The organism is Streptomyces griseus (assembly GCF_001715295.1).
GTDB classification, from domain to species: Bacteria; Actinomycetota; Actinomycetes; order Streptomycetales; family Streptomycetaceae; genus Streptomyces; species Streptomyces griseus_G.
The window spans coordinates 323,939-349,351 of record NZ_MDKB01000005.1 but is presented as its reverse complement, the minus strand read 5'-3'; the positions used below and the strand labels follow the sequence as shown (position 1 = coordinate 349,351).

At 73.1% G+C, this 25,413-nt stretch carries 22 protein-coding genes; 9 read left to right on the top strand and 13 right to left on the bottom strand.

Annotated elements, in window-relative coordinates; translation table 11 throughout:
* Window positions 1–186 precede the first annotated feature (186 nt).
* Complete coding sequence (locus BA175_RS26345; RefSeq protein WP_069174010.1) at window positions 187–1,422, top strand: geranylgeranyl reductase family protein; 1,236 nt, start codon at window positions 187–189, stop codon at window positions 1,420–1,422.
* Between the two features lie 262 nt (window positions 1,423–1,684).
* Here BA175_RS26345 and BA175_RS26340 read toward each other — a convergent pair whose 3' ends face one another.
* Both BA175_RS26340 and BA175_RS26335 read right to left on the bottom strand, forming a co-directional pair.
* Window positions 1,685–2,050, bottom strand: a complete 366-nt coding sequence (locus BA175_RS26340; RefSeq protein WP_069174009.1) for an SCO4225 family membrane protein — start codon at window positions 2,048–2,050, stop codon at window positions 1,685–1,687.
* An 81-nt stretch (window positions 2,051–2,131) separates the two neighbouring features.
* Entirely contained in the window at window positions 2,132–3,391 is a 1,260-nt protein-coding gene (locus BA175_RS26335; RefSeq protein WP_069174008.1) for an MFS transporter, read from the bottom strand.
* Window positions 3,392–3,513: 122 nt separating this feature from the next.
* On the opposite strand from BA175_RS26335, the gene BA175_RS26330 reads away from it, so the two are divergent.
* A complete protein-coding gene (locus BA175_RS26330; protein WP_069174007.1) occupies window positions 3,514–4,728 on the top strand; it encodes an ROK family protein in 1,215 nt (404 codons plus the stop codon).
* Here the strand turns inward: BA175_RS26330 and BA175_RS26325 are convergent, their stop codons facing one another.
* From BA175_RS26325 to BA175_RS26310, 4 genes are all read right to left on the bottom strand, one after another.
* Window positions 4,729–5,316 (bottom strand): DUF4865 family protein, encoded by a 588-nt coding sequence (locus BA175_RS26325; protein WP_069174006.1) that lies wholly within the window; start codon window positions 5,314–5,316, stop codon window positions 4,729–4,731.
* A gap of 10 nt (window positions 5,317–5,326) precedes the next feature.
* Entirely contained in the window at window positions 5,327–5,896 is a 570-nt protein-coding gene (locus BA175_RS26320; protein WP_254667991.1) for a TetR/AcrR family transcriptional regulator, read from the bottom strand.
* Window positions 5,897–6,131: 235 nt separating this feature from the next.
* A complete protein-coding gene (locus tag BA175_RS26315) occupies window positions 6,132–6,656 on the bottom strand; it encodes an ATP-binding protein (protein WP_069174004.1) in 525 nt (174 codons plus the stop codon).
* Window positions 6,657–6,825: 169 nt separating this feature from the next.
* Window positions 6,826–7,191, bottom strand: coding sequence for a hypothetical protein (locus tag BA175_RS26310; protein ID WP_069174003.1), 366 nt, complete (start codon window positions 7,189–7,191; stop codon window positions 6,826–6,828).
* A 231-nt stretch (window positions 7,192–7,422) separates the two neighbouring features.
* Here BA175_RS26310 and BA175_RS26305 point away from each other — a divergent pair, with 231 nt between their 5' ends.
* Window positions 7,423–8,556 (top strand): PLP-dependent cysteine synthase family protein, encoded by a 1,134-nt coding sequence (locus tag BA175_RS26305; protein ID WP_069174002.1) that lies wholly within the window; start codon window positions 7,423–7,425, stop codon window positions 8,554–8,556.
* Between the two features lie 60 nt (window positions 8,557–8,616).
* On the opposite strand, the gene BA175_RS26300 is transcribed toward BA175_RS26305, so the two are convergent.
* Entirely contained in the window at window positions 8,617–9,051 is a 435-nt protein-coding gene (locus BA175_RS26300) for an SRPBCC family protein (protein ID WP_069174001.1), read from the bottom strand.
* A gap of 228 nt (window positions 9,052–9,279) precedes the next feature.
* Complete coding sequence (locus tag BA175_RS26295) at window positions 9,280–10,110, bottom strand: DeoR/GlpR family DNA-binding transcription regulator (RefSeq protein WP_069174000.1); 831 nt, start codon at window positions 10,108–10,110, stop codon at window positions 9,280–9,282.
* A gap of 241 nt (window positions 10,111–10,351) precedes the next feature.
* Between BA175_RS26295 and BA175_RS26290 the strand changes: the two genes are divergently transcribed.
* Window positions 10,352–12,760 carry a hypothetical protein gene (locus BA175_RS26290; protein WP_069173999.1) on the top strand — a complete coding sequence of 803 codons (2,409 nt, stop codon included), beginning with the start codon at window positions 10,352–10,354 and terminating at the stop codon, window positions 12,758–12,760.
* Here BA175_RS26290 and BA175_RS26285 read toward each other — a convergent pair.
* The 4 genes from BA175_RS26285 to BA175_RS26270 form a co-directional block, all read right to left on the bottom strand.
* A complete protein-coding gene (locus tag BA175_RS26285; RefSeq protein ID WP_069173998.1) occupies window positions 12,730–15,165 on the bottom strand; it encodes a right-handed parallel beta-helix repeat-containing protein in 2,436 nt (811 codons plus the stop codon). The genes BA175_RS26290 and BA175_RS26285 overlap by 31 nt on opposite strands.
* Window positions 15,166–15,391: 226 nt before the next feature.
* Window positions 15,392–16,009, bottom strand: coding sequence for an Rv1733c family protein (locus tag BA175_RS26280; protein WP_069173997.1), 618 nt, complete (start codon window positions 16,007–16,009; stop codon window positions 15,392–15,394).
* A gap of 249 nt (window positions 16,010–16,258) precedes the next feature.
* Complete coding sequence (locus tag BA175_RS26275) at window positions 16,259–17,083, bottom strand: MOSC domain-containing protein (protein WP_069173996.1); 825 nt, start codon at window positions 17,081–17,083, stop codon at window positions 16,259–16,261.
* A 46-nt stretch (window positions 17,084–17,129) separates the two neighbouring features.
* A complete protein-coding gene (locus tag BA175_RS26270; protein ID WP_069173995.1) occupies window positions 17,130–17,615 on the bottom strand; it encodes a DUF6643 family protein in 486 nt (161 codons plus the stop codon).
* Window positions 17,616–18,654: 1,039 nt separating this feature from the next.
* On the opposite strand from BA175_RS26270, the gene BA175_RS26265 reads away from it, so the two are divergent.
* On the top strand, window positions 18,655–19,368 hold the full coding sequence (locus BA175_RS26265) for a hypothetical protein (protein WP_069173994.1): 714 nt from the start codon (window positions 18,655–18,657) through the stop codon (window positions 19,366–19,368).
* Window positions 19,369–19,747: 379 nt separating this feature from the next.
* Window positions 19,748–21,025, top strand: coding sequence for a TerD family protein (locus BA175_RS26260; RefSeq protein ID WP_069173993.1), 1,278 nt, complete (start codon window positions 19,748–19,750; stop codon window positions 21,023–21,025).
* Between the two features lie 18 nt (window positions 21,026–21,043).
* On the opposite strand, the gene BA175_RS26255 is transcribed toward BA175_RS26260, so the two are convergent.
* Entirely contained in the window at window positions 21,044–22,225 is a 1,182-nt protein-coding gene (locus tag BA175_RS26255) for a glycosyltransferase (RefSeq protein WP_069173992.1), read from the bottom strand.
* Window positions 22,226–22,283: 58 nt separating this feature from the next.
* Between BA175_RS26255 and BA175_RS26250 the strand changes: the two genes are divergently transcribed.
* From BA175_RS26250 to lnt, 3 genes are all read left to right on the top strand, one after another.
* A complete protein-coding gene (locus BA175_RS26250; RefSeq protein WP_079159841.1) occupies window positions 22,284–23,159 on the top strand; it encodes a glutamate racemase in 876 nt (291 codons plus the stop codon).
* Complete coding sequence (locus BA175_RS26245; protein WP_069174280.1) at window positions 23,140–23,715, top strand: hypothetical protein; 576 nt, start codon at window positions 23,140–23,142, stop codon at window positions 23,713–23,715. The genes BA175_RS26250 and BA175_RS26245 overlap by 20 nt, the downstream gene beginning before the upstream one ends.
* A gap of 74 nt (window positions 23,716–23,789) precedes the next feature.
* On the top strand, window positions 23,790–25,412 hold the full coding sequence (gene lnt, locus BA175_RS26240) for an apolipoprotein N-acyltransferase (RefSeq protein ID WP_069173991.1): 1,623 nt from the start codon (window positions 23,790–23,792) through the stop codon (window positions 25,410–25,412).
* The last annotated feature ends 1 nt before the right edge of the window (window position 25,413 follow it).

The following is a 25,413-nucleotide window of genomic DNA, read 5'->3' as shown; positions in this document are numbered from 1 at the left end:
TCCTCGTGGGTGCGACGTCGGGTCCGCGGCGCGCCGTGTGCGCGTCCGGGGCGACGCCGGGGTGGCGGCGTCGCATGTACGACGAAATCATGGCTGATCCTCCCACAGCGAGGCCGGGCCGCCGCGCGCCGTAGGATGCCGTGAGCAGTTGGGGCCACTGGTCGGGATCGGGAGCAGAAGCACATCGTGAGCAGCGAGAACGCAGACGCCGGACGTGAGGCGGAAGAGACGTCGTCGGTACCGCAGGAGTCGTCGGTGTGGGACGTCGTCGTGGTCGGCGCGGGCCCGGCCGGAGCTTCCGCGGCGTACGCGGCAGCTGTCGCAGGCCGTCGGGTGCTGCTGCTGGAGAAGGCGGAACTGCCGCGGTACAAGACGTGCGGCGGCGGGATCATCGGATTCTCCCGGGACTCGCTGCCCCCGGGGTTCGAACTCCCCCTGAAGGACCGGATCCACGCGGTGACGTTCTCGCTGAACGGGAAGCTGTCCCGTACCCGCAGGTCCAAGCGCATGCTCTTCGGGCTGATCAACCGGCCGGAGTTCGATGCGGGACTGGTCGAGGAGGCGCAGAAGGCGGGTGCCGAACTGCGCACCGGTGTGTCGGTGACGCGGGTGGAGCAGCACGGTCCCGCGGTCCCGGACCGGCGCACGGTAGCCGTGGTGCTGGCCGGCGGTGAGACGGTCCTCGCCCGGGCGGTCGTCGGCGCGGACGGCAGCGCCGGCCGCATAGGAGCCCATGTCGGGGTGAAGCTCGACCAGGTGGACCTCGGCCTCGAGGCCGAGATCCCGGTCCCCGCCACGGTCGCCGAGGACTGGGCGGGACGGGTGCTGATCGACTGGGGGCCGATTCCGGGGAGTTACGGCTGGGTCTTTCCCAAGGGGGACACGCTGACCGTCGGAGTGATCGCGGCGCGCGGCGACGGCGCGGGTACCAAGCGCTATCTGGAGGACTTCATCGGCCGGCTGGGCCTCGCCGGATTCGAACCGACCATCTCCTCCGGACATCTGACACGGTGCCGTAGCGAGGACTCGCCGCTCTCCCGCGGCCGGGTGGTCGTCTGCGGTGACGCGGCGGGGCTCCTGGAGCCGTGGACCAGGGAAGGCATCTCCTTCGCCCTGCGGTCCGGCCGGCTCGCGGGGGAGTGGGCGGTACGGATCGCGGAAGCGCACGATGCCGTCGACGCCCGGCGCCAGGCGCTCAACTACGCCTTCGCGATCAAGGCGGGGCTGGGCGTCGAGATGGGCGTCGGCCGCCGCATGCTCAAGCTCTTCGAGCGGCGCCCCGGAATGCTGCACGCGGTGCTGACCGGATTCCGCCCCGCCTGGAAGGCGTTCGCCGGGATCACCCGGGGAACCACGTCGCTGGCCGAACTCGTCCGGACGCATCCGCTGGCGCAGCGGGCCATGTCGGCTCTGGACCGCTGAGGCCGTACCGTGTCCTGATCCGGGCGGAGCCCACCCGGGCCCGCCCGGTTCGTGATCGAGGCGCCGGGTGCTCGCTACGCGGCGGCGTCACCGGGGCCGTACGCCGAGGGCGCACAAGTCCCGGCCGCCGGCACCGGACCGACCTGTCTCCGGGCGTTCGTTGCCGTGGTCCGGGCGGCCGCGGCGAGTGAACGGCCCTCCGCCTGAGGGACGTTCGTGTCCCCCGGGAGGGATCTGCGCGGACGGGATTCCGCCCGGTGCGTCAAGCGCCCTGAGGGCGGGTGGAGCGACCGTGGCCGACGCCGCGCAGCAGCCGCGAGAACCAGCCCAGCGCACACGCCTGCACGAGCACCGACACGATCAGGCCGAGGTAGACGAACCAGGCGGGGCCGCCCGTCTCCGCGCCGGCCAGGGATGTGCCCACGAAGAAGACGAACACGGTGGGCGCGGCCAGGAAGAACAGCCAGACACCGGCGAACGAGGCATCCTCGTGCGCCACGAACAGGGTGTCGACGGTGACGAACAACGCGACCGCCACGACGAGGCCGAGATAGACGCGTGACGCCGTGTTGCCGAAGGTCAGCCGGGCCAGGGTCCGCAGCCGCGCGTTCTTCATCAGGTCGTTCATGTCCAGCTCCCGTAGGTCGGATCGGTACCTCCAGGGTGCGCGGGGGGAGCCGCCCGCGCCTGAGTACGGCTACTCAATCGCTCACGTGTGCGTAGCCGTGCGGGCCGTGCAGCCCAGCACGGCGGCCACCGCGGCGAACAGGGTGACCGTCGTGAGCGCCACGGGCAGGGAGATCCAGTCGGCCAGGAAGCCGATCAGCGGCGGTCCCAGGAGCATCCCGCCGTATCCGAGCGTCGAGGCGGCGGCGACGCCGGCCGGTCCGGCCAGCGCCCCCGCACGGCTGACCGCGACCGGAAAGATGTTGGCCAGCCCCAGGCCGGCCACGGCGAAGCCCAGCAGGGCGAGCCACAGGACCGGCGCGAGGGCACCCAGCAGCATTCCCGACGCGGCGGTCACCCCTCCCGCCACCAGCGTCCGCGTCTGTCCGAACCGCTCCAGGAGACTCGTGCCGCCGAGCCTGCCGACGGCCATGGTCAGGGCGAAGAGGGAGTATCCGGCGGCGGCCGGACCGGGCCCGGCGTGCAGGTCCTGCGTGAGGTGCAGCGCCCCCCACTCGGCCAGCGCGCCCTCGCCGTACGCGGTGCAGAGCGCGATGACGCCGAACAGTACGACGACCCGGCGTACGCGGCCGGTCATGCCACGCGGCTGCTCCCGTGCCTCCCCCGGAGGCCGTGCCCCGGCAGCCGGTCGAGGTGCGGTCGGCTCCGTGGCCCCCGGTCCGGGGGCCACCCGGTTCCGGAGCAGGGCAGGGCCGGTGACCGCGGTGACCAGAAGTCCGACGCCGGCCAGGCCGAAGAGGTGCGCCGAGGGGGAGAGCCCGCCGGCGACCAGTCCACCGAGGCCGGCCCCGGCCATCCCGCCGATACTGAACGCCGCGTGGAAGCTCGGCATCACGGGACGCCGGAGCGAGGCCACCAGGTCCACGGCCGCGCTGTTCATCGCCACGTTCATACCGCCGTACGCGGCGCCGAACAGCAGCAGGACCAGCCCCAGGGCGAGGGGCGTGTGCGTCTGCGCGGGAAGGGTGATGCTCAACGAGAGCAGCACACCGCAGACCACGGTGACGGCGTGGCTCCCGTAGCGCCGGCACAGCCTGCCGGTGAGCATCATGGTGACGACCGCACCCGCGGAGACGCCCAGCAGCGCCAGTCCCAGGGCGGAGGCGGTGGCTCCCGTCTGATGCTTGACGGCCGGGATACGGACCACCCAGCCGGCGAACAGGAAGCCGTCCAGGGCGAAGAAGACGGTCAGCGCGGTACGGAGGCGGGCCGGAGGGAGGGGGGCGGTGTCTCCGCCGAGTCCCCCGGGCAGGGCCGTCCGCATTTTGTTCACTGGCGGCACAAAGTGAGCATAGGGTGGCGGCGCGAACGTACGCAAGACCGTCGGCGCCCGTGACCGGCCGGTGGACGGTACGGGGCGCCGGAGCGTCGGCAGCGGCTGCGGATCATGGGAGACTCGCCCCCATGAACGGCAAGGCGACCACCACGCGGACGAAGTTGGAGAGGGGCCGCAGCGCGCTCGGGCCCGCCCTGGAGCTGGTGCACACCGGCCGGGCGCCCACCCGCGCCGTCCTGACCTCCGAACTCGGCGTCACCCGTGCCACCGCGGGTGCCGTGGCCGCGGAACTGGAAGCGCTCGGGCTGATCAGGGTCGACTCCAGTCCACGCTCCGCGGCCGGTTCGCAGGGCCGCCCCTCGCACCGGCTGTCCGTCCGGGACGGTGGCCCGGTCGCCCTCGCCGCCCAGGTGCACTCCGACGGCTTCCGTGCCGCGCTCGTGGGACTCGGGGGCAGGATCGTGGCCACCGCGCCCGGCTGCGTGACCGTCATGGCCGATCCCGCCCAGGTGCTCGGCGAGGTGGTCGAGGCGGGCGCCCTGCTGCTGCGTGAGAGCGGACTTCGCTGCGTGGGCGCCGGCCTGGCCGTCCCCTCCGCGGTCGCCGAACCGGAGGGCACCGCCCTCAACCCGATGCACCTTGCCTGGCCGGCGGGTGCCCCCGTCAGGGAGATCTTCTCCGCCCGCGTGCGCGCGGCCGGTATCGCCGGTCCGGCGTTCACCGGCAACGACGTCAACCTCGCGGCCCTCGCCGAGCACCGGCACGGTGCGGGCCGCGGGGCCCAGCACCTGCTGTGCGTGGCCACCGGCCACCGGGGTGTGGGAGGCGCCCTCGTCCTCGACGGCCGCCTGCACACGGGGAGTTCGGGGCTCGCCCTGGAAGTGGGACATCTCACGGTGAACCCCGAGGGGCGCCCCTGCCACTGCGGGGGACGCGGCTGTCTGGACGTCGAGACCGACCCGCTCGCCTTCCTCACCTCGGCGCGCAGGGACCCCGGCCCCGAGGAGTCGCTCCTCAAGCAGGCGGGCGACCTCCTGCGCACGGAGTACGACGACCCCTGTGTCCGGGCCGCCGCCGAGGAGCTGATCGACCGCCTCGGCCTCGGCCTGGCGGGCCTCGTCAACATCCTCAACCCGGACCGCATCATCCTCGGCGGGCTGCACCGCGACCTCCTGGAGGCCGATCCCGAGCGCCTCCGGGCGGTGGTGGCCGACCGGAGCCTGTGGGGCCGCAGCGGCAGTGTGCCGATCCTGTCCTGCACCCTGGCCCACAACAGCCTGGTGGGCGCCGCCGAACTGGCCTGGCAGCCCGTGCTGGACGACCCGCTGGCCGCACTGGCCTGATCAGGCCCCGGCGCCCACCCGGGCCAACCCCTCGCGCTCCGGGGCCGACAGATGCAGCACCTGGTAGCGGTCGCCGGGCGCCGACTCGGGAGGCTCGTCCTCCCAGAGCGTGAAATGGAGCAGTTCCCAGTGCCGCGGGTCGAGGGCGAGCGCCGTGGCGACGGCCTCCGGCGTGGTGGCCTGCGCGCGGTGCTCCGCCAGCGCCGCGTCCACCGCCTCACCCGGCCGCACCGTGTCCGCGATCCGGACACGGTGGCGGAGCGCCGTACGGGGGACCGCGCCCGCCGCGCGCCCCTCCAGGTACGAGAGCCCCGACCAGTGCTGGACCTCGGGGCGCCCGAAGTCGTCGACCACCCCCTGGAAGCCGGGGCCCCGCAGGAAGGTGTTCATACCCTCGTGGGACGACCACAGGTACAGCGGGGCGTACTGATGGACCGGCGACGACTCACCGCGTTCCCGGACCAGGTACGCCTTGAGGCCCAGCCCGGGGAAGTCGTCCAGGAAGTGACCCCGGCTCGCGACACGCCTGCGGATGATCTCCATGTCGTAGTCGGCGGGCAGGGTGATCTCGTACTGCATCGCATGCACGGCGTACTCCTCAGGTCGTCGGTGTACCAGGGGCGAGCAGGGCGAGCAGACCCCGTACCGCGGAGTCGAACGCGGCGGGTGAGCCGGAGGCGCGGGCCAGGACGTAGCCGCCCTGGACAGTTGCGACGACGGTGGCCGCGATCTCCTCGGGAACCAGTCCCGGCCTGAACTCACCGGCGTCCAGGCCCTCCTGGACGATCCCGGTGAGCCGCGCCCGCAGCCAGGCGATCGTCTCCTCCACCGGTGCGCGCAGTTCGCCGCTCTTCACGATCTCCGGATCCATCGTCAGCCGCCCCACCGGGCAGCCCCGCAGCACATCGCGCTCGCGCAACAGGTAGGCGGAGATCCGCTCGTACGCCGACCCGGGGCCGTCCAGCACGCTTCCGGCCGCCTCCCGCAGCTCCGCGGCCGTACGGACGAGGGCGGCGAGCGCCAGGTCCGGCTTGCCCGCGAAGTGGTGGTACATGCTGCCCTGGCCCACGCCCGCCTGCTGCTGGATGGCCCGGGGGCTGGTGCCCACGTAGCCGCGCTCCCACAGCAGCTCCCGCGTGGCCTCGACGAGACGGTCCGGAGTGCTCATGCGCCCACTGTACATACCAGTAGGTACAGTGGGCGCCCGTGGCGGCGAACCCGGCCGGAAACAGAGGTCGACGGGGCCGTACTCCCCCAGGGCGAGCCGCGGGGGAGTACGGCCGGGGCGAGCCGGCGTGACCGTGGCCGTCCGGGGCACGGAGCCCCGGCAGGGGGAGCGTGCCGGTCACCCCCTGCCGCCGCGTCCCCGCGCGGTGGCAGGGGGGTGGGCCCCGCCGTGGTCGTCAGCCGACGACGGTCGGCCGGGGCTGCGTGCGGGCCGCCGCCGGTTCCGTGAGGACCCCGGGGCCGGAGCCGAAGGGACCGTCGGTCGTCGAGCCGTACACCGGCAGCGGCGGCAGCGCGGAGGAGAAGGAAGGGGCCTGGAGGGTGAACCAGACGACCTTCCCCGCGCCGTCGCCCGGCCGTACGCCCCAGTTCTCGCTGACCGCGGCGATCAGTGCCAGCCCACGTCCGGAGGTCGCGGACGCGTCGGCGTCGTGCACGGTCGGTACGCGGGGGTCGCGGTCGTGGACGGAGACGGTCAGACGGTCGAGCAGCAGCTCGATCGTGACGGTGCATGACTTGTCCGGCTGTGCGTGCCGGTGGACATTGGTCAGCAGCTCGGTGACGCCGAGCGCCGCGTGGTCGATCAGAGGATCGAGATGCCAGTACCGCAACTGCGCCGAGATGATTCTGCGGATCTGGCCGATCCGCGACGGCAGGGCCTGGAGCTCCACCGTGCAGTGCCTGCTTGGCTCGCTGATCACGGCTGCGACTCCCCGAAGTAGGTCCGGAAGAAGACGAAGGAACGGATCCAGCAGATGGCTGACTGCTGTGTGTGGATCTGGTCGTGCGTGGTCCGCCCTGGACGGTCCCGGCGGAGCGGCTCACGCGGTCACCACCGGTACACCTTCAGTGACGTGTGACCAGCGTGACTCAGGGGGTTGGGCTCCGCAACTCGCGGTGTGCGTACGGCACCGCTGGGTCGGTTCCCGCCGGCCGGGCCGCCCGCAGCGCCTCCAGGAACCTGCGGACCGGGGCCGCGCCGCCCGGCCTGCGGTTGCGCTGGCCCATGGTCAGCCGGTAGCGCACCCCGTCGATCCGCGCGACCGCCGCGTCGGCCGCCAGGAACCACCGCTGCCCGGCCCTCACCCTGGCCACCGGCGCGCTGACGATCTCCCGGCCGTTACTGGTCAGCAGAGCCACCCGGCCGTCCTTGACGATGACCTGGCCCGCCCTGGTGAGGGAGCGGGGCCATCTCTCGATCCTGACGTCGCTCGCGCTGAACTCTGCCTCGGCCATGACGACTCAGCCCCCCTCGCGCCGGTATCTCCTGAGAAGTGTGCCCTGTACCGGTGCCGCCCGGCCAGGGCCTGTCGGCCCCGGATCGGCGTGACCTCCCCACCGGGGGGCGCGCACCGGGAGCGCGGACGCCAAGGAGGGACTATGGGGCATCAAAGTGAAGGTTTGTGCAGGTGGGGGGAATACCGTGGGCGGTACCGGAGACCGCCGTCGTGAGAAGGAGACCCCGTGATGGACGCGAGCGAGCACAGAGGTGACAGCGGGGCCGAGGCGACGGTCGACGTCGACCGCAGCGACCCGGAATACCGGGCCTGGCTCAAGGAGGCCGTGCGCAAGGTCCAGGCGGACGCCAACCGTTCCGCGGACACCCACCTCCTGCGCTTCCCGCTGCCCGAGGAATGGGGCATCGATCTCTACCTCAAGGACGAATCGACGCATCCCACCGGCAGCCTCAAGCACCGGCTGGCGCGCTCGCTCTTCCTCTACGGCCTCTGCAACGGCTGGATCCGCCCGGACAAGCCGGTCATCGAGGCGTCCAGCGGCTCGACCGCCGTCTCGGAGGCGTACTTCGCCAAGCTGATCGGCGTTCCGTTCATCGCGGTCATGCCCCGCACCACCAGCCCCGAGAAGTGCCGGCTGATCGAATTCCACGGCGGGCAGTGCCACTTCGTCGACGACGCCCGCAGGATCTACGAGGAGTCCGCTGTTCTCGCGGCCGAGACCGGCGGTCACTTCATGGACCAGTTCACCTACGCGGAGCGGGCCACCGACTGGCGGGGCAACAACAACATCGCGGAGTCCATCTACCAGCAGCTCACGCTGGAGCGGTATCCGGAGCCGGCCTGGATCGTCGCCACGGCCGGAACCGGCGGCACCTCCGCGACCATCGGGCGCTACGTCCGCTACATGCAGCACGACACGCTGATCTGCGTACCCGACCCGGAGAACTCCTGTTTCTTCGACGGTTGGACCCGCCACGACCCGCTGGCGACCAGCGACTGCGGCTCCCGCATCGAGGGCATCGGCCGGCCCCGCATGGAGCCGAGCTTCGTGCCCGGCGCCATCGACCGGATGATGAAGGTGCCCGACGCGGCGACCATCGCCGCGGTACGCGTACTGGAGCGCGCCATCGGCCGCAGGGCGGGCGGCTCGACGGGCACGGGCCTGTGGAGCGCGCTGAGGCTGGTGGCAGAGATGGTGGAGCAGGGCCGTACCGGCAGCATCGTCACGCTGTTCTGCGATCCGGGCGACCGCTACCTCGACAAGTACTACTCCGACGCCTGGCTGAACGAGCAGAACCTGGACATCCGGCCGTACACGGAGACGATCGAGCGCTTCCTCGCCACCGGGGTCTGGGCCGGCTGAAGCCCCACGGTCCGGCGACGTGTTCCGGACGGGCCCCGGCCCGTCCGGAACAGGCCGGCCTCAGTCCCCGAGGAGGGTGTCGAGCACGCGGCCGAAGACGCGCCGCCCCGCTGCCGAGAGCAGCGGATCACCCCACCGCGGCAGCAGCCGCACCCGCACCTCCTCGACCCAGATGACGTGCGATCCCGAGCCGGTCGGGCGGACGTCGATCGACGCCCGGCCCAGCACCACGGAACCGCGCTTCTCCAGCTCGCACAGACCTGCCCGCCCCGCGGCGGGCGGCGACCACCGCACCACCTCCATCGGGTCGTCGACGGCGAGCGGCCCCACTCCCGTACGCGCGACGAAAACCGTGCCCGTCCGGGTGGGCGGGTCCGTCCGGACGCCGACCGAGGTGAGCGGAACCGCCCCGGCGTGCCGCTCCCAGTCGGTCACCCGGCGCCATGCCTCGGCGGCGGGGAGGGGAGTGAAACGCTCGATCCGGAAGATGGCCACGCTCCGATAGTAGGACGTCCGAGGCCCCCAGGCCGCTGAGCGGAACGCCCGGACCAGGGCGCGTTTCGAAAGTCCCGTCTGCCCGGCCACGCCTGGCACGCACACTCGCCGCGTTGTCGGGATTGCCCCGATACACCGGTATCGAGGCGACCCTCCGCCTTGCGATCGCACGCACCGGACGCCGCCGGGCCTGCCCTCCGGGCAGACGACGCTACTTTCGAACACGCCCTACTCGTCCACCGCACCGCCCGCCACGACCAGGCCGGGCAGCTGCTCCTCGATCTCCTGGCGCACGCCGGCCGGCAGCCCCGCGTCCGTGACGAACGTGTCCACCTGGTCGAGGGAGGCGAACGAACTCAGCCCGACCGTGCCCCACTTGGTGTGATCGGCGACCACGACGACGCGGCGGGCGGCGCGGACCAGACGGCGATTCGTCTCGGCCTCGGCGAGGTTCGGGGTCGAGAGGCCGGCCTCGACCGAGATCCCGTGCACCCCGAGGAAGAGCAGGTCGAAATGGAGGGAGCCGATCGCCCGGTCCGCGACCGGCCCGACGAGCGAGTCCGACGGCGTACGGACCCCGCCGGTCAGCACCACCGTCGCCGCCCCCGGCCGCAGACCGCCGGACGCCTGGGGACGCTGCGCGTCGTGGAACACATCGGCGACCCGCACCGAATTCGTCACCACCGTCAGCCCCGGTACGTCCACCAGGTGCCGGGCCAGCGCGAACGTGGTCGTACCACCGGAGAGCGCGATCGCGCTGCCGGGCACCGCCATCACGGCCGCAGCCCGGGCGATCTCCTCCTTGGCACCGAGCTCCATCGTCGACTTCGCCTCGAAACCCGGCTCGTGCGTGCTCGCGTCGACGACCGGGACCGCACCGCCGTGCACCTTCTCGACGACCCCCTGGCGTGCCAGCGCGTCCAGGTCCCGGCGGATGGTCATGTCCGAGACGTTCAGCTTCCGGGTCAGCTCGTTGACCCGGACCCCGCCGCGCTTGCGCACCTCGTCGAGAATGAGGGCACGCCGCTGCTCGGCGAGCAGGTTCTGGTTCTCGCTCAACGCCGGCCCGGCCCTTCCCTCTGTCCGCACGGTCCGGCAGCGGCCTGCAGGACGACGTCATCCTCCCACGCACCCCCGCCGGCCGTGCCACTGGGGAGATTCGGTGAGAGCGGTGCGCCGGGGCCCTCCGTCCGGGACAGTGGTGACTGCGCATCAGCCCGGAGCCCGGCCCGGCGCGGACCCGTCTCCCGGCCGGTCCCCGCCCGCGGAGCCGGACGGACCAGAGAGCGAGACACCTCAATTGCCCCCTGCCTCCCAGGCCCCGCAGAGCACCGGGCCCGCCCTGGAACTCCTCGTCCACGGCGTCGGCGGAACGACCCCTTCGGAGATGCTCGGCGACTGCCGCACCACCAGGGTCAGCGGTGACACCACGGCCGCCATTTACCGGCGCACGGAGGACATCGCGGCCGAGCAGCACCCGGACCGGCGACGGGAAGGACCCGTCGCCGAGGCCTACTGCTGGTCCAACCTCACCTCGGGCAACGGTTCCCGCGCCCTGTGGCTCCTCCTCCTCCCCTTCATGGTCGTCAACCTCGCCCACTGGATGCGGCCCACCGCCCGGGAGCGCACCGCCGCAGTCCGCCTGTACGGGACGGTCGTACGGCTCGTCGCCCTCAGCCTCACCGTGCTGCTGACCGCCGCGGCCTGCGAGGTGGCCCTCGACCTGGTGGCCTGGCAGTGCGCGGGAGTGGACCGGTGCGCGGGGGAGTACTCCTGGCTGGGCTTCCTCTCCAGCCGGCAGGACGGCTGGTGGTCCCAGCCCGGCCGCCGGCTCGCGCTCGCCTCCCTCGTACCCGCCGCGCTGGTGGGGCTCCTGTGGTACCTCTCCAACCGCACCTGGAGCGCCTACGAGTCGCAGCGCCCGCTGAGCTGGGACGAACCCGACGAGGACCCGGCGCCGCAGCCCGCACCGCCCGGCGCCCCCCTTGTCCGGCCCGCGCTGGGACGGCCCGGCTTCTGGTACGGCCGGCGGCTCGTGGCCCGGCTGCGCGCAGCGCACACCGCGGCGGGGTTCCTCACGATCGCGGCCTCCGTCGGGGGAGCCGCAGCCCGGCACGACCGGGCCGCCGACGGGCCCGTGCCCGCGGTGGCCGGCGGACTGTTCGAGGCGGCCCTGATCCTGTGCGGACTCGTCGTGGTCGCGGTGGTGTGCCGCCGCGGACGCAGCGAGCGGCGCCTCGACAACCGGCTCGACCGCGCCGCCGTCTCCTTCCTGCCCGGGGCCGCGCTGGCCCTGCTGCTCCTCGCCGCGGTGTACGCCGCCTGGTCACGTCCGGGATGGGCCTCCGCCGGCGCCCTGCCAGGAGAGACGGCGTTCCGTCTCCTCGCACTGGGGCAGGGCGTCCTCGTGGTGGTACTCGCCGTCGTGGCGCTGAACCTGTACCGCAGTGCCCCCGAGCCGCGCACCACCCTCCACGGCCTCGGCGGACCCGCGGTCGCGATGCTCGCCTGCGCCCTCGGCGGGGTGATGACCGGCGGGATCGCCCAGCGCGTCGCCGACTGGCTCGACGGTCCCGGCACCCCCGGCATGGGCAGCGGCTCCGCCATACCCGGCCCGCCCGTACTCCTCAGCTGGCAGGCGTCCGTCATCCCCCTCCTCCTGCTGCTCCTGCTCGTCCCCGTCACCTGGCTCGCGGTGCGCACCGCGCGGCGCGCCCGCCGGCTGGGCCCCCGCATCGAGGCGGAGTACGGCGAGAAACACCCCGACCAGGCCCGTACCCGGCACATCGCCCGCATCAGGGCCACGGCCGCGCTCACCGACTCCGCGCCCAGGATCGTGGGCCTGCTCTCCGGTGCCACCCTGCTGCTCGGTGCCGTGGCCGTGGCCGGCTCATGGCTCAGCGGCCAGGTGCCCGGTCTGGCGATGGAGGGTGCGGGACCGCTCGTCGAATCGCTCGCCGACGCCGCGCAATCGACCGGGTCGTGGATGATCGGCTTCGGTTTCATACTGTTCGTCACCTGGGGGCGCAGGGCCTACCGTGACGTCTCCGCCCGCCGTACCATCGGCATCCTCTGGGACGTGGGCACGTTCTGGCCGCGCGCCGCACATCCCTTCGCACCTCCCTGCTACGCCGAGCGCGCCGTTCCCGACCTCTCGTCCCGGATGTGCGCCTGGACGGCCCGCACCCGCGGCAGGCTCGTCATCTCCGGTCACTCACAGGGCAGTGTGCTCGCCGCCGCCGCGGTCTGGCAGCTGCCCGCCACGGCACGCCGACGCGTCGCGCTCCTCACCTACGGCTCGCCCATCGAGCGGCTGTACGGGCGCTGGTTCCCCGCCTACTTCGGGCCGGTTCCCTTGGACGGGCTGCACCGTTCCGTGCACTGCTGGCGCAACCTGTGGCGCGCGACGGACCCGATCGGCGGCCCGGTCCTGATCGACGAGGGCCAGGGACCGGAGGTGGACCGGGGCCCGCTGAAGGACCCGCTGGTCTACGGCCGCACCCCCGAACACCCCCTGCCGGAACCGGTGCTGGGGCACTCGGACTACCAGGCGGACCCCGTGTTCGCCGTGGAGCGCGCCGCTCTCCTGGAACGCCTCGGGCCGCCCGTGCTGCCGCAGCAGGCGGGTGCCGGCGCCGGACAGGCCGGGGAGGCGGCCCGGCTGCCCGGAGAGGAGTCTCAGGAGAACCCGGGGAGGTCCTCCGGATAGAGCATGGTGAGGTCGTCCGTGCTCGGCTCCGGAAGCTGGGCGACCCGGCCCGCGTGCCGCTCGACCATCGACTCGAAGGTCTGCCGGGCCGTCCGGCCGTTGCCGAAGGCCGGGCCCTTGGGAAGCGCGGTGAAGTACGTGAGCAGCGCTTCCCCCGTCCCCTCCGCCAGACGGTACTCGTGCTCCTGGGACTGCTGCTCGACGATCCGCAGCAGTTCCTCGGGCAGGTAGTCGCTGAACGTGATCGTGCGTGAGAAACGGGAGGCGACACCGGGGTTGACGGTGAGGAAGCGCTCCATCTCGTGCGTGTACCCGGCCACGATCACCACCACCGCGTCCCGGTGGTCCTCCATCAGCTTGACCAGCGTGTCGATGGCCTCACGGCCGAAATCACGTCCGGAGTCCTCGGGCGACAGCGCGTACGCCTCGTCGACGAACAGCACCCCGCCGCGCGCCCGGTCGAACGCCTCCTGGGTCCGGATGGCTGTGGAACCGATGTGCTCACCGACCAGGTCGACCCGGGAGACCTCCACGAGATGGCCGTGCTCCAGCACCCCGAGCGAGGCCAGGATCTCGCCGTACAGCCGGGCCACCGTGGTCTTGCCGGTGCCGGGCGATCCGGTGAAGACGAGGTGCCGGCGCACCGAGGCCGCCTTCAGCCCCGCCAGCCGGCGGCGCCGGCCGACCTCGATCATGTCGGTCAGCGCCCGGACCTCGCGCTTGACGCTGTCCAGGCCGACCAGCGCGTCCAGTTCGCCGAGTACGGCACTGGAATCGCGCACCGGTTCGGTCGCAGGGGCGGGGACGGGGGCCGGGGTGGTGGTCCGCTGTTCCGGCATCGAGCCCAGCAGACCGGGTGCGGTCTGCGTCGCCGTCAGGACGGCGGGGGCCGGGGGAGCGGTGCGCAGCCCGCTCTCGTCGCTCGTGCACTCCTCCACCACCGGACCGCCGGGGTGTCCCTCACCGTGCAGCGTGGTGCCGTCGGCGAACTCGTAGCCACCGCGGGCGCATCGCTCGGTGCGGCAGCGGGTGAGGGTGGAGCGGCAGCCGTCCATCACATGGAAGCCGTAGCCTTCGCTGCCCGTGACACGGCAGCTGTGGAACGTTCCCCGGCCCTCGGCGGAGACGTAGAAACCGGCTTCGGCCGGTGAGGTGACCGTGCACCGTTCGATGGTCGGATCGGCGCCCTTGGTGACGATGACGCCGGTCTGCGCGGCGTCGATGGTGCAGTTGTTCAGGGTGCCGCCGCTTCCGTGGTCCCGGAACCACGCCCCGGTGGACGCCTCGCGGATCCGGCAGTCGTCGAGCTGGGCGGTGGCCCCGTCGCTCACGGAGACGGCGGTGTTGCGGATCTGGGAGAGGTCGCTGTCCACGACGTCGGCGCGCGAGCCGCGGTCGAGGACGAAGAGGGCGTCCGGGACGTCGTGGACGCGGCAGGAGTCGAGTATCACCGTGGCGCCGTCGCTGACCCAGACCGCCGGGTAGTCGCCCGTACTGTCGTGTATCTCGCACTGGTTGGCGTCGACCCGGGTGCCCGGGTCCCACACCGAGAGGCCGTTGCGGCCGAACCTGCGGACGGTGGAACGGGTCAGGGTGAGGACGGAACGCGACCGCAGATCGACCGCGTTCTCCGGGATGTCGTGGATGTCGCAGTCGGCGAGGGTGAGGACCGCGTCGGTGTCCAGCGTGATCCCGTCCGCGGACGTGCGGTGCACCGTGCACTCGGTGAGGTGCGCGGCGCCGCGGGCGGTGACCTGCACCCCGCTGCCCTTGATCTCGTAGATCTCGCAGCCGACGGCCTCCAGGCCGCTGCCCTCCCCGGTCACGCTCAGGCCCGCTCCGGACGCGTGGTGCACGCGGCACCGCTCCAGCCTCGGGTGGGCGCCGTCGCGTACGGAGACGCCCGACTGCCCGGCCGAGACGATCTCGCACTCCTCGAACACGCCCCCGGCGCCGTCGAGTACGGCGATACCCACGCCGGCCGGATTGTCCACGGTGCAGCGGCGCACGGTGGGCCGGGCGGCGCCCCGTACCTCCACGCCCACGGCCGACCTCGTCACGATGCGCAGGTCCGACAGCTCGGGAGCGCCGTCCTCGACGAGGAGGGCCGGTGCCGCGGAGTCCTGGCCCTCCAGGTGGAGGTCCTGGACGACGGCGGAGGCCCGGACGGTCAGGGGTACACCGTCGACCGGTGCGATCCGCACCGAACCGACGGACCCCTCGGGACCGCGCAGGGTCACCGCGCGGTGGAGGACGAGGTTCTCCCGGTAGGTGCCGGGCGCGACGGTCAGGACGTCACCGTCCGCCGCGGCCTCCAGGGCTGCGGTGAGGGAAGCGTATTCGCCCGTGCGGCGCCGCCATCGCGATGTGCCGGTGTGCGTCACCTGGACCGTGCCCTGTGCCATGGTGCTGATGTGCCCCCGCCTCGTGCCGTGTGCGCTGCCTCGTGCCCGCCCGCATGCCGATGCCGCCGTGTGCCGCCGGTTCCGGGTCCGCCTGCCGAGGAGTCGGGCGGGCCGGTCCACCGTAGCGCGCGTGAGGGACGAGGGTTGACGGGGCGGCCGTCGTCGCGTCCGCTTCGGACGGTTCGTGAGGATGATGCCGGGGATACGTCCGCCGCCTACCCCGGTGTCAGCCGCCCGTCCCCGTCCTGCCCCAGTCGGGCCCCGCCGCGGCCCACGCCCTGTCGAGCCGGACGTACCGCAGCCGCGTCATGCGCCGGACGGTCAGTCTGCGGGCCGTTTCCACCAGACCGGCGGCGAGCAGCGTGACGCCGATGCCCGCCAGCACCGCGTGGGTGCGGGCGGTGGACGCGTCCATGGGGCGCAGCGCGGGGCGGCCCCGGTCGTCGGTCCAGATCCGTATCCGGTCGCCGGGCGCGGTGGCCCGGGAGGCCGTCGAGACCCTGCCCGTACGGCCGGAACCGTCCGGGGCCTTCCAGGCGGCCGTCAGGGAGGTGTGCGTGACGTCTCCCGCGACGGCGGACTCCTGGTCCTGGGTGAAGCGCGACGCCCCGGAGGGCTCGCGCAGCACGACGGCCGTGGTGAGGTGGCGGTGTGCGCGCTGCGCGCGTGCCGCCTGCTGGAGGGCGCCGTCGGCGAACGATCCGCAGAGCAACCCGAGAGCGGGCGCCCCCAGAACCATCAGGAGCAGAGCGGCCAGCGCCGCCCATGCCTCGTGGCGGTCGGTGGGCCTGCACAGGGGATTGTGCCGCCACCGCCGGATCCCCAGAAGCGCTCGCACGGCCACGCGCCCCCTTCCGTATCCGTCATGACCCGGTTCGGCTCCGGCGTGCCCGCGTGAGCGGTGAGGAGAGAGCAACCTCACGAGGCCGGAACCCTCACGCACTCCAACGCCCCGCCCCCGCCCGCCGGTTCCCGGGGCGGGTGGCGCACCGGCCCGGCTTCGCAGGGGCTGCCGTGGGTGCCCGTGCCCGTGCCCGCGCCGGTGTGCAGGTGCCGGTGTCGTACGTGCCGGTGTCGTGTGCGGACGCGGCCGTCAGTCCAGGACGCGCACCGCGTCCCCCACCCGGATCACGCCCGTGGTGTCGGGAACGAGGTTCTGACCGAACAGCGGGCCCTGGCCCGACCGCCGGTGACGGGCGAGCGTACGCAGGGGTTCCCTGCCCCGCTCCGCCGTCCGCTGGTCGGTCGTGGTGACGACACAGCGACCGCACGGCTTCACCACGCGGAACACGACCTCCCCGATGGCGATCCGCCGCCACGTGTCCTCGGCCCACGGCGCCGTGCCGTCCACGACCACGTTCGGCCGGAAGCGGTTCATCGGAAGCGGGCCCTCCGCCGGGTGATCGCCCTGCGCCACCAGCTCGTTCAGGGCGTCCAGCGATGCGCGCGTGGTGAGCAGCAGGGGGAAACCGTCGGCGAGCGAGACGGTTTCGCCCGGGCGCGCGAAGGCCGGATCGATGGGCCTGCGACGGGCCGGCGCGTCGAGATGGACCAGCCGGACCTCTGCCCCCAGACGGGCGCCGAACCAGGCGTGCGCGGCCTCGGCGGCCTCCACGACCTCGACCTTGCTCCTGAACAGCTCCGTGACCACCGTGCGGACCGGATCGGGCACGTCCACCACCAGCGACGCGCTGCCGGGCGCCGACAACGTGACTCCGCCGCCCGGCAGCGGCCGGGCCGACAACAGGGCCAGCCGCGGCTCCTGACGTTGCGTCACCGCCGTGCCGTCGCGGTCGATCAGCATCCACCGCCGGTCACCGCCGAGTCCCCATGGCTCGACGGCGGCCTCGTCGACCGCGCACGCCGCCAGCGCCTTCACCGGGTGGACGCAGACGTCCCTGACCACGGGAGAGATCATGCGCCCATTGTGCCAGTCACCTCCGGTGACGGGCCGTCGTGCCCGCTCAGTACCCCCGGCCCTGGTACGGGCGGTTGTACGGGTCCTCGTAGGCGGAGGGCGCCGGGGCGGGCCTCGGCGCGGCGGGACGCATCGCCTCGTACCCCGTGCCGGGCCGCGGCTGCTGGGGCTGCGGCTGGTAACCGCGGGGCGCGGCGGGCTGCTGCGGGATGTACGGCGCCGGTGCGTGCTGCAGCTGTGCGGGCTGCATCATCGGTGCCTGCTGCATCCCCGCGTTCTGGTACTGCGGCTGCGCCGTCTGCTGCGGGTAGCCGTAGGACCCGGTGGGCTGGGACGGGGCGGCGGGCAGTGCCGGGAGCGCCGACGGCAGGGCCGGCAGGTAGCTGTTGCCGGTGTCGTAGGCGGCGGGGACTCGGATCGGTGCGATCTGAGGGGTACCCCGCTCGGCGACCAGGGAGTCGTAGATCGGGGTGTCGGGGAACGACGGCGCGGCGTAGTAGCCGCCGCCGTAGGTGGAGCGGGGGGAGGTCATGACACATAAGTTAAGCCCACGATGTGCTGATTGGGGAGTCCCAGTTTTGGGGTTATCCGTTTTATGCTGGTTCTGTCTGTCCGACCTCCAGAAACACGGTTAAAGCCCCTGTTAACAACGGCTGGCTTTTCCGTCGACGGCTGTCCTCGGCTGACGGGAAGTGGCGGAGAGGCTACAAAGGGCCACATTCACGTGTCACCCGCTGTAGGGGACAGCTTCGCCGCCGGGCGCGGGCGACCACAGGCCGCAGGATCTTCACGAGAACACCTCGTGTCACGGCTACTTGCCGCCCCGGGCGCCCCGCCGGGCGGCCCGGTCGCCACGCCCCGGCGCATACGATCACCCATGGCCGGCGGGCGGTGCCGTGCACCTGTTTCCGGGAAGTATCCACCGTGTTTCGGGAAAGCGGCCTCCCCTTACGCCGCCACTCCCGGCCGGCCGCTGGACGATCACTCCCCTTCTTTCTGCCGAGGGCCCGCCATGCCATTGCGGGGGTCGCAAAACGTTTCGGGGGCGCCGGGAGTTCCATGAACAGGCTCCGGACGCACCGAACCGGCCCGCCCGCCCGGAGGTTTCGGACAGGCACTGCCGTCCCTCCACGGAAAGCGGCTCGTGCAAGCGGCACGAGAGAGTACGGCCGCACCGGAGAGGGGGCCGGGCGGGGACGGGCGGAGCCCGTAGGCCCCCACGGTGAACGCGGCGCCCGGAAGAGGACCCGGCGGACGTGGTGGAGTCCGGACCGGCCGGGACCGGCCTGCCCTATCGGTGCAGTGGCCCGCGCGGGAAGACGTGAGCCTGATCACCTGAGCCACCGGTCGACACCGACGCCTCCCGGCGGCCACGCGCCCTGCCCCCGAACAGCCCGCGCAAAAGACCTTGTTGACCGGTCCCCGCCCCGTCGGCGCCGGCGACGTCCCTGTCACGCCGCCTCCGGCAGGAAGTGCCACGGACGCCCGGAGGTACGCGGCCCGACCGCACCCGGCGGCGAGGACGGAAAAGCACTCGACCGGCCCGGCCCGGGCCGTCATGATCCGGACTCGTGACAGATCCAGAGCAGTTCATGGTGCAGGCCGCCGCCCACAACAACGCCGAGTGGTGCGCGGCGATGAGCCGGTCGCACGGCGTGGAGGGCGCGTTCGGGCCCCAGATCTGGGCGGCTCCTTCGCGCACGCCGCTCTTCCACCCCGACGCGGTGACGCTCGTGCCGGGCGCCGACGGGACGGCGTTGGCGGCCCGCATCGACACCACCCGGCCCGGCGCCTCGGTCAAGGACAGCTTCGCCGATCTCGACCTGAGGGCGGCCGGTTTCCACCTCCTCTTCGAGGCACAGTGGATCCACCGGCCGCCACGTGCACCCTCGGCGCCGCCCAAGCTCCACTGGACGGTCGCGGACGACCCGGACACACTGCGCGCCTGGGCGCTCGCCTGGGACGACGGGGAGGGGAACGCGGACCTCTTCCGGCCCGAACTGCTCGACGACCCGGCCACGTTCGTGCTCGCCGGACACACCGCCGACGGCCGAGTGGCCGCCGGCGCGGTGGCGAGCCGCAGCCGCCGGGTGGTCGGCGTCTCGAACGTCTTCGCGCGGGGCGGCGACCCCGACGTGGCCTGGCCGGTCGTACTGGACGCGCTGCACACGCTGTTCCCCGCCCTGCCGGTGGTCGGCTACGAACAGGGAGAGGACCTGGCGGCAGCCGTCCGGCACGGCTTCGAGCCGGTCGGCCCGCTGCGGATCTGGCTGCACGGCCGGTAACCCCGCCACTTCCGGTGCCGCCGACGGCCGACCGTCCTCGTCGTCGTCCGGACGCCGACGGCCGGCCACGGCGCGGGCACGCCCGGGGAACCGGCGGACACCCCCGGCCGTCGTCCGGCCGTCGACGGACAGGCACGAGTACCGGCGCCCTCGGGGCGGTCGACGCGTCGCGTCCGGTGCGACGGCACCGCACTGCGGACCGGCACGGAGAGCGCGCGCGACCTCCGGAGAACGGGCACCGACCGCCCCTATGATCGAGTGAGGAGCGAGTGCGCGAGTCTCATCGGCCGCCCGGTGCCGGCCGCCGCACTCCTGACCGTGAGCCGCTGGAACCAGGTCACACGCGTGGCGGGAGACTCTCCGGGAAGCCGGACTCGAGATGGGGGCGATCATGATCATGCACAAGGGCACCAACGTCCCGGTACCGGCTCGGGCCGTCCGGGTCGAACTGGGCTGGCACGCTGCTCCGGGTGCCCCGGACGTGGACGCCTCCGCGCTCCTTCTCGTCTCGGGCAAGGTACGCGACGACGCGGACTTCGTCTTCTACAACCAGCCGGCCCACTCGTCCGGAGCGGTGCGCCACGAAGGTAAGCGGTCCGCTGCGGACAGGGTGACGGACACCCTCACCGTCGACTTCTCCCGCATGGAACCCGTGATCGACCGTGTCGTCGTCGCCGCCTCGGCGGACGGCGGCGCCTTCGGCCGGGTCGCCGGCCTGTACGTGCGGATCGTGGACACGGCGGACGGCTCGGAGATCGCGCGCTTCGAGAGCACGGACGCCACGGTCGAGACCGCCTTCATCCTCGGCGAGCTGTACCTGCGTCAGGGCGCCTGGAAGTTCCGGGCCGTGGGGCAGGGATACGACACCGGGCTCGAAGGCCTGGCCACGGACTTCGGCATCTCCGTCGACGAACCCCAGCGACCGCCCCGGCAGCCTGCGCCGAGGCAACCGGCCCCGCAGCGCCCGGCCCCGGCGTCCCACCCCGCACCCCCGACGGCTCCCCCCGCCGCCCCACCGGTGAGGCTGACCAAGGTCACTCTCACGAAGGAGACCCCTTCCGTCTCGCTGACGAAACAGGGCGGCACGTCCGGAGCGTTGCGCGTCAATCTCAACTGGGAGGTGCGCAAGCAGTTCAAGGGCTGGGGCGCGAAACTCGGCCGGGCCGTCGCCATGCACGCCGACCTCGACCTCGATCTCTGCGCTCTCTACGAACTCACCGACGGGAGCAAGGGGGTGGTGCAGGCCCTGGGGAACGCCTTCGGCTCGCTCAGCCGGCCCCCCTACATCCACCTCGACGGGGACGACCGCACCGGCGCTCTCACCACGGGCGAGAACCTCACGGTCAACCTCGACCACCAGGACCGGCTGCGCCGCGTCCTGATCTTCGTGACCATCTACGAAGGCGCCCGGAGTTTCGCCGACCTGCACGCCTCCGTGACGCTGCAACCGCAGAACGGCGCGGCGATCGACTTCTCGCTCGACGAGTGCACGGTGCCCTCCACCGTCTGCGCACTCGCGCTGATCACCAACGACGGCCACGACCTCACCGTGCAGCGCGAGGCCCGTTACCTCGTCCCCCAGCGCGGAGTGAGCCCTCAGCGCACCGTCGACACCGCCTACGGCTGGGGCATGAACTGGACTCCCGGCCGCAAGTGACCCCGCCTTCCGTCCGCCTCAGGGCTCCGGCGCTGCCTCGGGACGGGCGTACGTACGCCCCTTCCAGGCCGCCCCGCGCCCCCGGTGGTGCCGGACGGCGGAATCCACCGTCATCAGGAGGTAGAGCACCGCGGTGAACGGCAGCAGCGGCGCCAGCCAGAGCGACTGCCGGTAGTACCCGAGCATCGGCATGTACGTCCCCGCCATCACCGCCCACGCCGCCCCGCCCGCCCACGCCGCGGGCGCGTCCCCCGTCAGCAGCCCGGTGACCAGGGTGACGGGCGGCACCACGTAGACCAGGACCAGTCCCAGGACCGTGCCCGCCAGCAGCCCGGGACTGTGCCGCAACTGGGTGTACGCACTGCGCGAGATCATCCGCCACAGGTCGCCCAGCCCGGGATAGGGCCGGACACTGTCCACACGGTCCGCGAGTCCCAGCCAGATCCGCCCGCCGCCGCGCCGCACCTCGCGCGCCAGTGACACGTCGTCGATCACCGCCTGCCGGATGGACTCGGGGATCCGCGCGCGCTCGGCCGCCCCGGCCCGCAGGAGGACGCAGCCGCCCGCCGCCGCAGCCGTCCGGGACCTCGCGCTGTTGACCCGGCGGAACGGGTACAACTGGGCGAAGAAGTAGACGAAGGCCGGCACGACCAGCCGCTCCCAGGTGCTCGTCACCCTCAGCCGCGCCATCTGCGACACCAGGTCGAAGCCTCCTGCTCCGGGGCTCCCGGCCGCTGCCACCAGCTCCCGCAGACTGTCCGGCTCATGGGCGATGTCGGCGTCCGTCAGCAGCAGGAACTCGGGCTTCCGCCGCCGGGCCAGCGCGATGCCGTGCCGCAGGGCCCAGAGTTTGCCCGTCCAGCCGGGTTCGGGCGCTCCCGGCGTCACCACGGTCAGCGGCAGCCCTCCGAGCCGTACGGACATCGCGCGGGCGAGGTCCCCGGTGCCGTCGGTGCTGCAGTCGTCGACGAGGACGATCTCCGCCTTCCCCGGGTAGTCCTGGGCGAGCAGCGACGGAAGGCTCACCGGCAGCACCTCGGCCTCATCCCGAGCGGGCACGATCACGGCCACCGACGGCCAGCGCACCGGGTCGGCACGGCGCGGCAGCCGCTGGTCGGTCCGCCAGAAGAACCCCTGCCCCAGCAGCAGCCACACCCACACGACCAGCGAACCCACGGCGATCCAGGCAACGTCGCTCATCCGCCGAAGTCTGCACCACTGCGGCGGGAGCGCAAGGGTGGTCGACTATGGTGACCGGGTGAAGATCGCACTCATGGACTCGGGAATCGGCCTCCTGGCGGCCGCGGCCGCCGTACGCCGCCTGCGGCCCGACGCCGATCTGGTGCTGTCGTCCGACCCGGGGTCGATGCCCTGGGGTCCGCGTACGCCCGAGGACCTGACCCACCGCGCCCTCGCCGTGGCCCGCGCCGCCGCGGACCACCGCCCGCAGGCCCTGATCGTCGCGTGCAACACCGCCTCCGTCCACGCCCTGCCCGCCCTGCGGGCCGAGCTGGAGCCGGACCTGCCGGTCATCGGCACGGTCCCCGCGATCAAGCCCGCCGCCGCGGGCGGCGGTCCCCTCGCCATCTGGGCGACCCCGGCCACCACGGGGAGTCCCTACCAGCGGGGGCTGATCCGCGACTTCGCCGGCTCCGTGGGCGTGACCGAGGTGCCCTGCCCCGGGCTCGCCGACGCCGTGGAGCACGCCGACGAAGCGGCGATCGACCGTGCCGTCGCCGCAGCCGCCGCCCTGACCCCGCACGACGTGGAGCACATCGTCCTCGGCTGCACCCACTACGAACTGGTCGCCGAACGGATCCGGGCCGCCGTACGGCGGCCCGGCCGCGCGCCGGTCCTCCTGTACGGCTCCGCCGAGGCGGTCGCCGCTCAGGCGCTGCGCCGCATCGGTGCCGTACCCGCTCCGTCGGCCCAACCCGGCGGCAGTCTCGCCGTCCTCCACGGCGGGCAGGCCACCGTCCTGCCGGAAGCCGCTCTGACCTACGCCGAAGGCCTCCTCCTGAAGGCCGTCAGTCCGGCGCACCGGCCCGCCCCGGCGATCCGGTGCGCCCCCGGACACCCCGCCGCGAGCCGCGAACGTGGGTACGCTGCTGGGCATGGAGGACCACCCCGGTAACGCACGGCACGGTTCGAGCCAGGCCCCGCCCACGGTCTGGACGGGCCGGGCCACCAACCGCTTCCAGTGGCTGCTCGCCGCCGCGGGGGCGGGCTGCCTGGCGCTCGGTGTCACGCTCGCCGTCGAGTCGGCGTGGACCACGGGGATCGCCCCGCTGCTCATGGCCGTCATCGGCTGTCTCGCCGCCGGGCTCCTGATCCTCTTCGGCACCCTCGCCTTCGTCCATGTGGCGGTCAAGGTCGACGGCGACGCCCTGGAGGTGCGCTGCGGCCACGTGGGGCTGCCCCGGCGCCGGATCCTGCTCACCCATGTCGTGGGCGCGGATTTCGTTCCCAGGGTCACCCCGCGCCAGTGGGGCGGCTGGGGGTACCGCTGGCGTCCCGAGCAGGGCACCGCGGTCGTCGTACGCCGGGGAGAGGCCCTCGTGCTGAGGCTGGGGGACGGCCGGACCTTCACCGTGACGGTCGACGACGCCGAGGCTGCCGTGCGGTTCATCCGCGACCGGCTGCACCTGCCGGCCGCCACCCGGAAGTCCACCGGCGGAGCCGGCGCCTGAACGGCGGCCCGCCGGGCACGGCCCGCGACGGAGCGGCTGCCACCCACACAGCCGGCCGCCGTAGACTCCGGCAGGTGAGCGCCACCATCACCACCGTCGAGCCGTCGTCCGCCCCCGCGCCGCGCGGCAGCAAGCCGTGGCAGCGGTTCGTCCGGCCGGCCGCGGCCGTCCTGTCCGGCGTGCTGCTCTACGCGAGCTTCCCGCCCCGCCCCCTGTGGTGGCTGGTCCTGCCCGGCTTCGCCCTGCTGGGCTGGGTCCTGTCCGCCCGGGGACTGCGGGCCGCGCTGGGCCTCGGCCTCCTCGCGGGCCTCGGGTTCATGCTCCCGCTGCTCCACTGGACGGGGGAGGAGGTCGGCCCGGTCCCGTGGCTCGCGCTCGCCTTCGCCGAGGCCCTGTTCGTCGCCGTGGGCTGCGTCGGGATCGCCGCGGTGTCCCGCCTCGCGTACTGGCCCGTCTGGGCCGCCGCCGTCTGGACCCTGGACGAAGCGGTCCGCGCCCGTGTCCCGTTCGGCGGCTTCCCCTGGGGCAAGATCGCCTTCGGCCAGGCCGAGAGCCCGTTCCTGCCCGTCGCCGCGCTCGGCGGCACGCCCCTGCTCTCCTTCGCCGTGGTGCTGTGCGGCTTCGGTCTCCTCGCCGTCCTGCGCCAGATCCGCGCGTACCGGGCCGACGGCACCGTCGTACGCACCGCTGCCGTGGTGGCCGTCGTCACCGTCGCCGCCCCCGTCGCCGCCGCGCTCGCCACCCTCCCGCTCGTCGACGACTCGGCCGAGGACGGCACCGCCACCGTGGCCGCGATCCAGGGCAACGTGCCGCGCCTGGGGCTCGACTTCAACTCCCAGCGCCGGGCCGTACTGGACAACCACGCCGGCCGTACGGAACAGCTCGCCCAGGACGTCGAGGCGGGCAAGGTGCCCCGGCCCGACTTCGTCCTGTGGCCCGAGAACTCCTCCGACCTCGATCCGTACCGCAATCCCGACGCCCGCGAGGCGATCGACCGGGCCGTCCGCGCCATCGGCGTCCCCACCGTGGTCGGCGCCGTCCTGACGCCCGACACCGGGCCCCTCCGCAACACCCTGATCCAGTGGGACCCCGAGAACGGCCCCGTCGACACCTACGACAAGCGGCACATCCAGCCGTTCGGCGAGTACATGCCGATGCGGTCGTTCGTACGCCTCTTCAGCAAGGACGTCGACCGGGTCCAGCGGGACTTCGGATCCGGGAGCAAGGTCGGCGTGTTCGATCTCGCGGGCACGAAGGTCGGCTTCGTCACCTGTTACGAGGCGGCGTTCGACGACGCCGTACGGGACACCGTCGAGCACGGCGGCCGGCTGATCGCCGTACCGAGCAACAACGCGACCTTCGGGCGCAGCGAGATGACCTACCAGCAGCTCGCGATGTCCCAGGTCCGGGCGGTCGAACACGGGCGCTCCGTCGTCGTGCCCGTCACCAGCGGAGTGAGCGCGGTCATCCGGCCGGACGGCACGATCGTGCGGAAGACCAGGATGTTCACCCCGGACGCCCTGGTCGACGAGGTGCCGCTGCGTTCCTCGCTCACGCCCGCCACCCGGATGGGGGCGCTTCCCGAGGGACTCCTCGCGCTGGTCGCCGTCGCCGGGCTCGGCCGGGCGGCCGCCCGGGCGGTGCGCGCCGGGAAGGACCGGCGGACAGGGCCGCGTGAGGTCCCGGCGGCCACGTAGG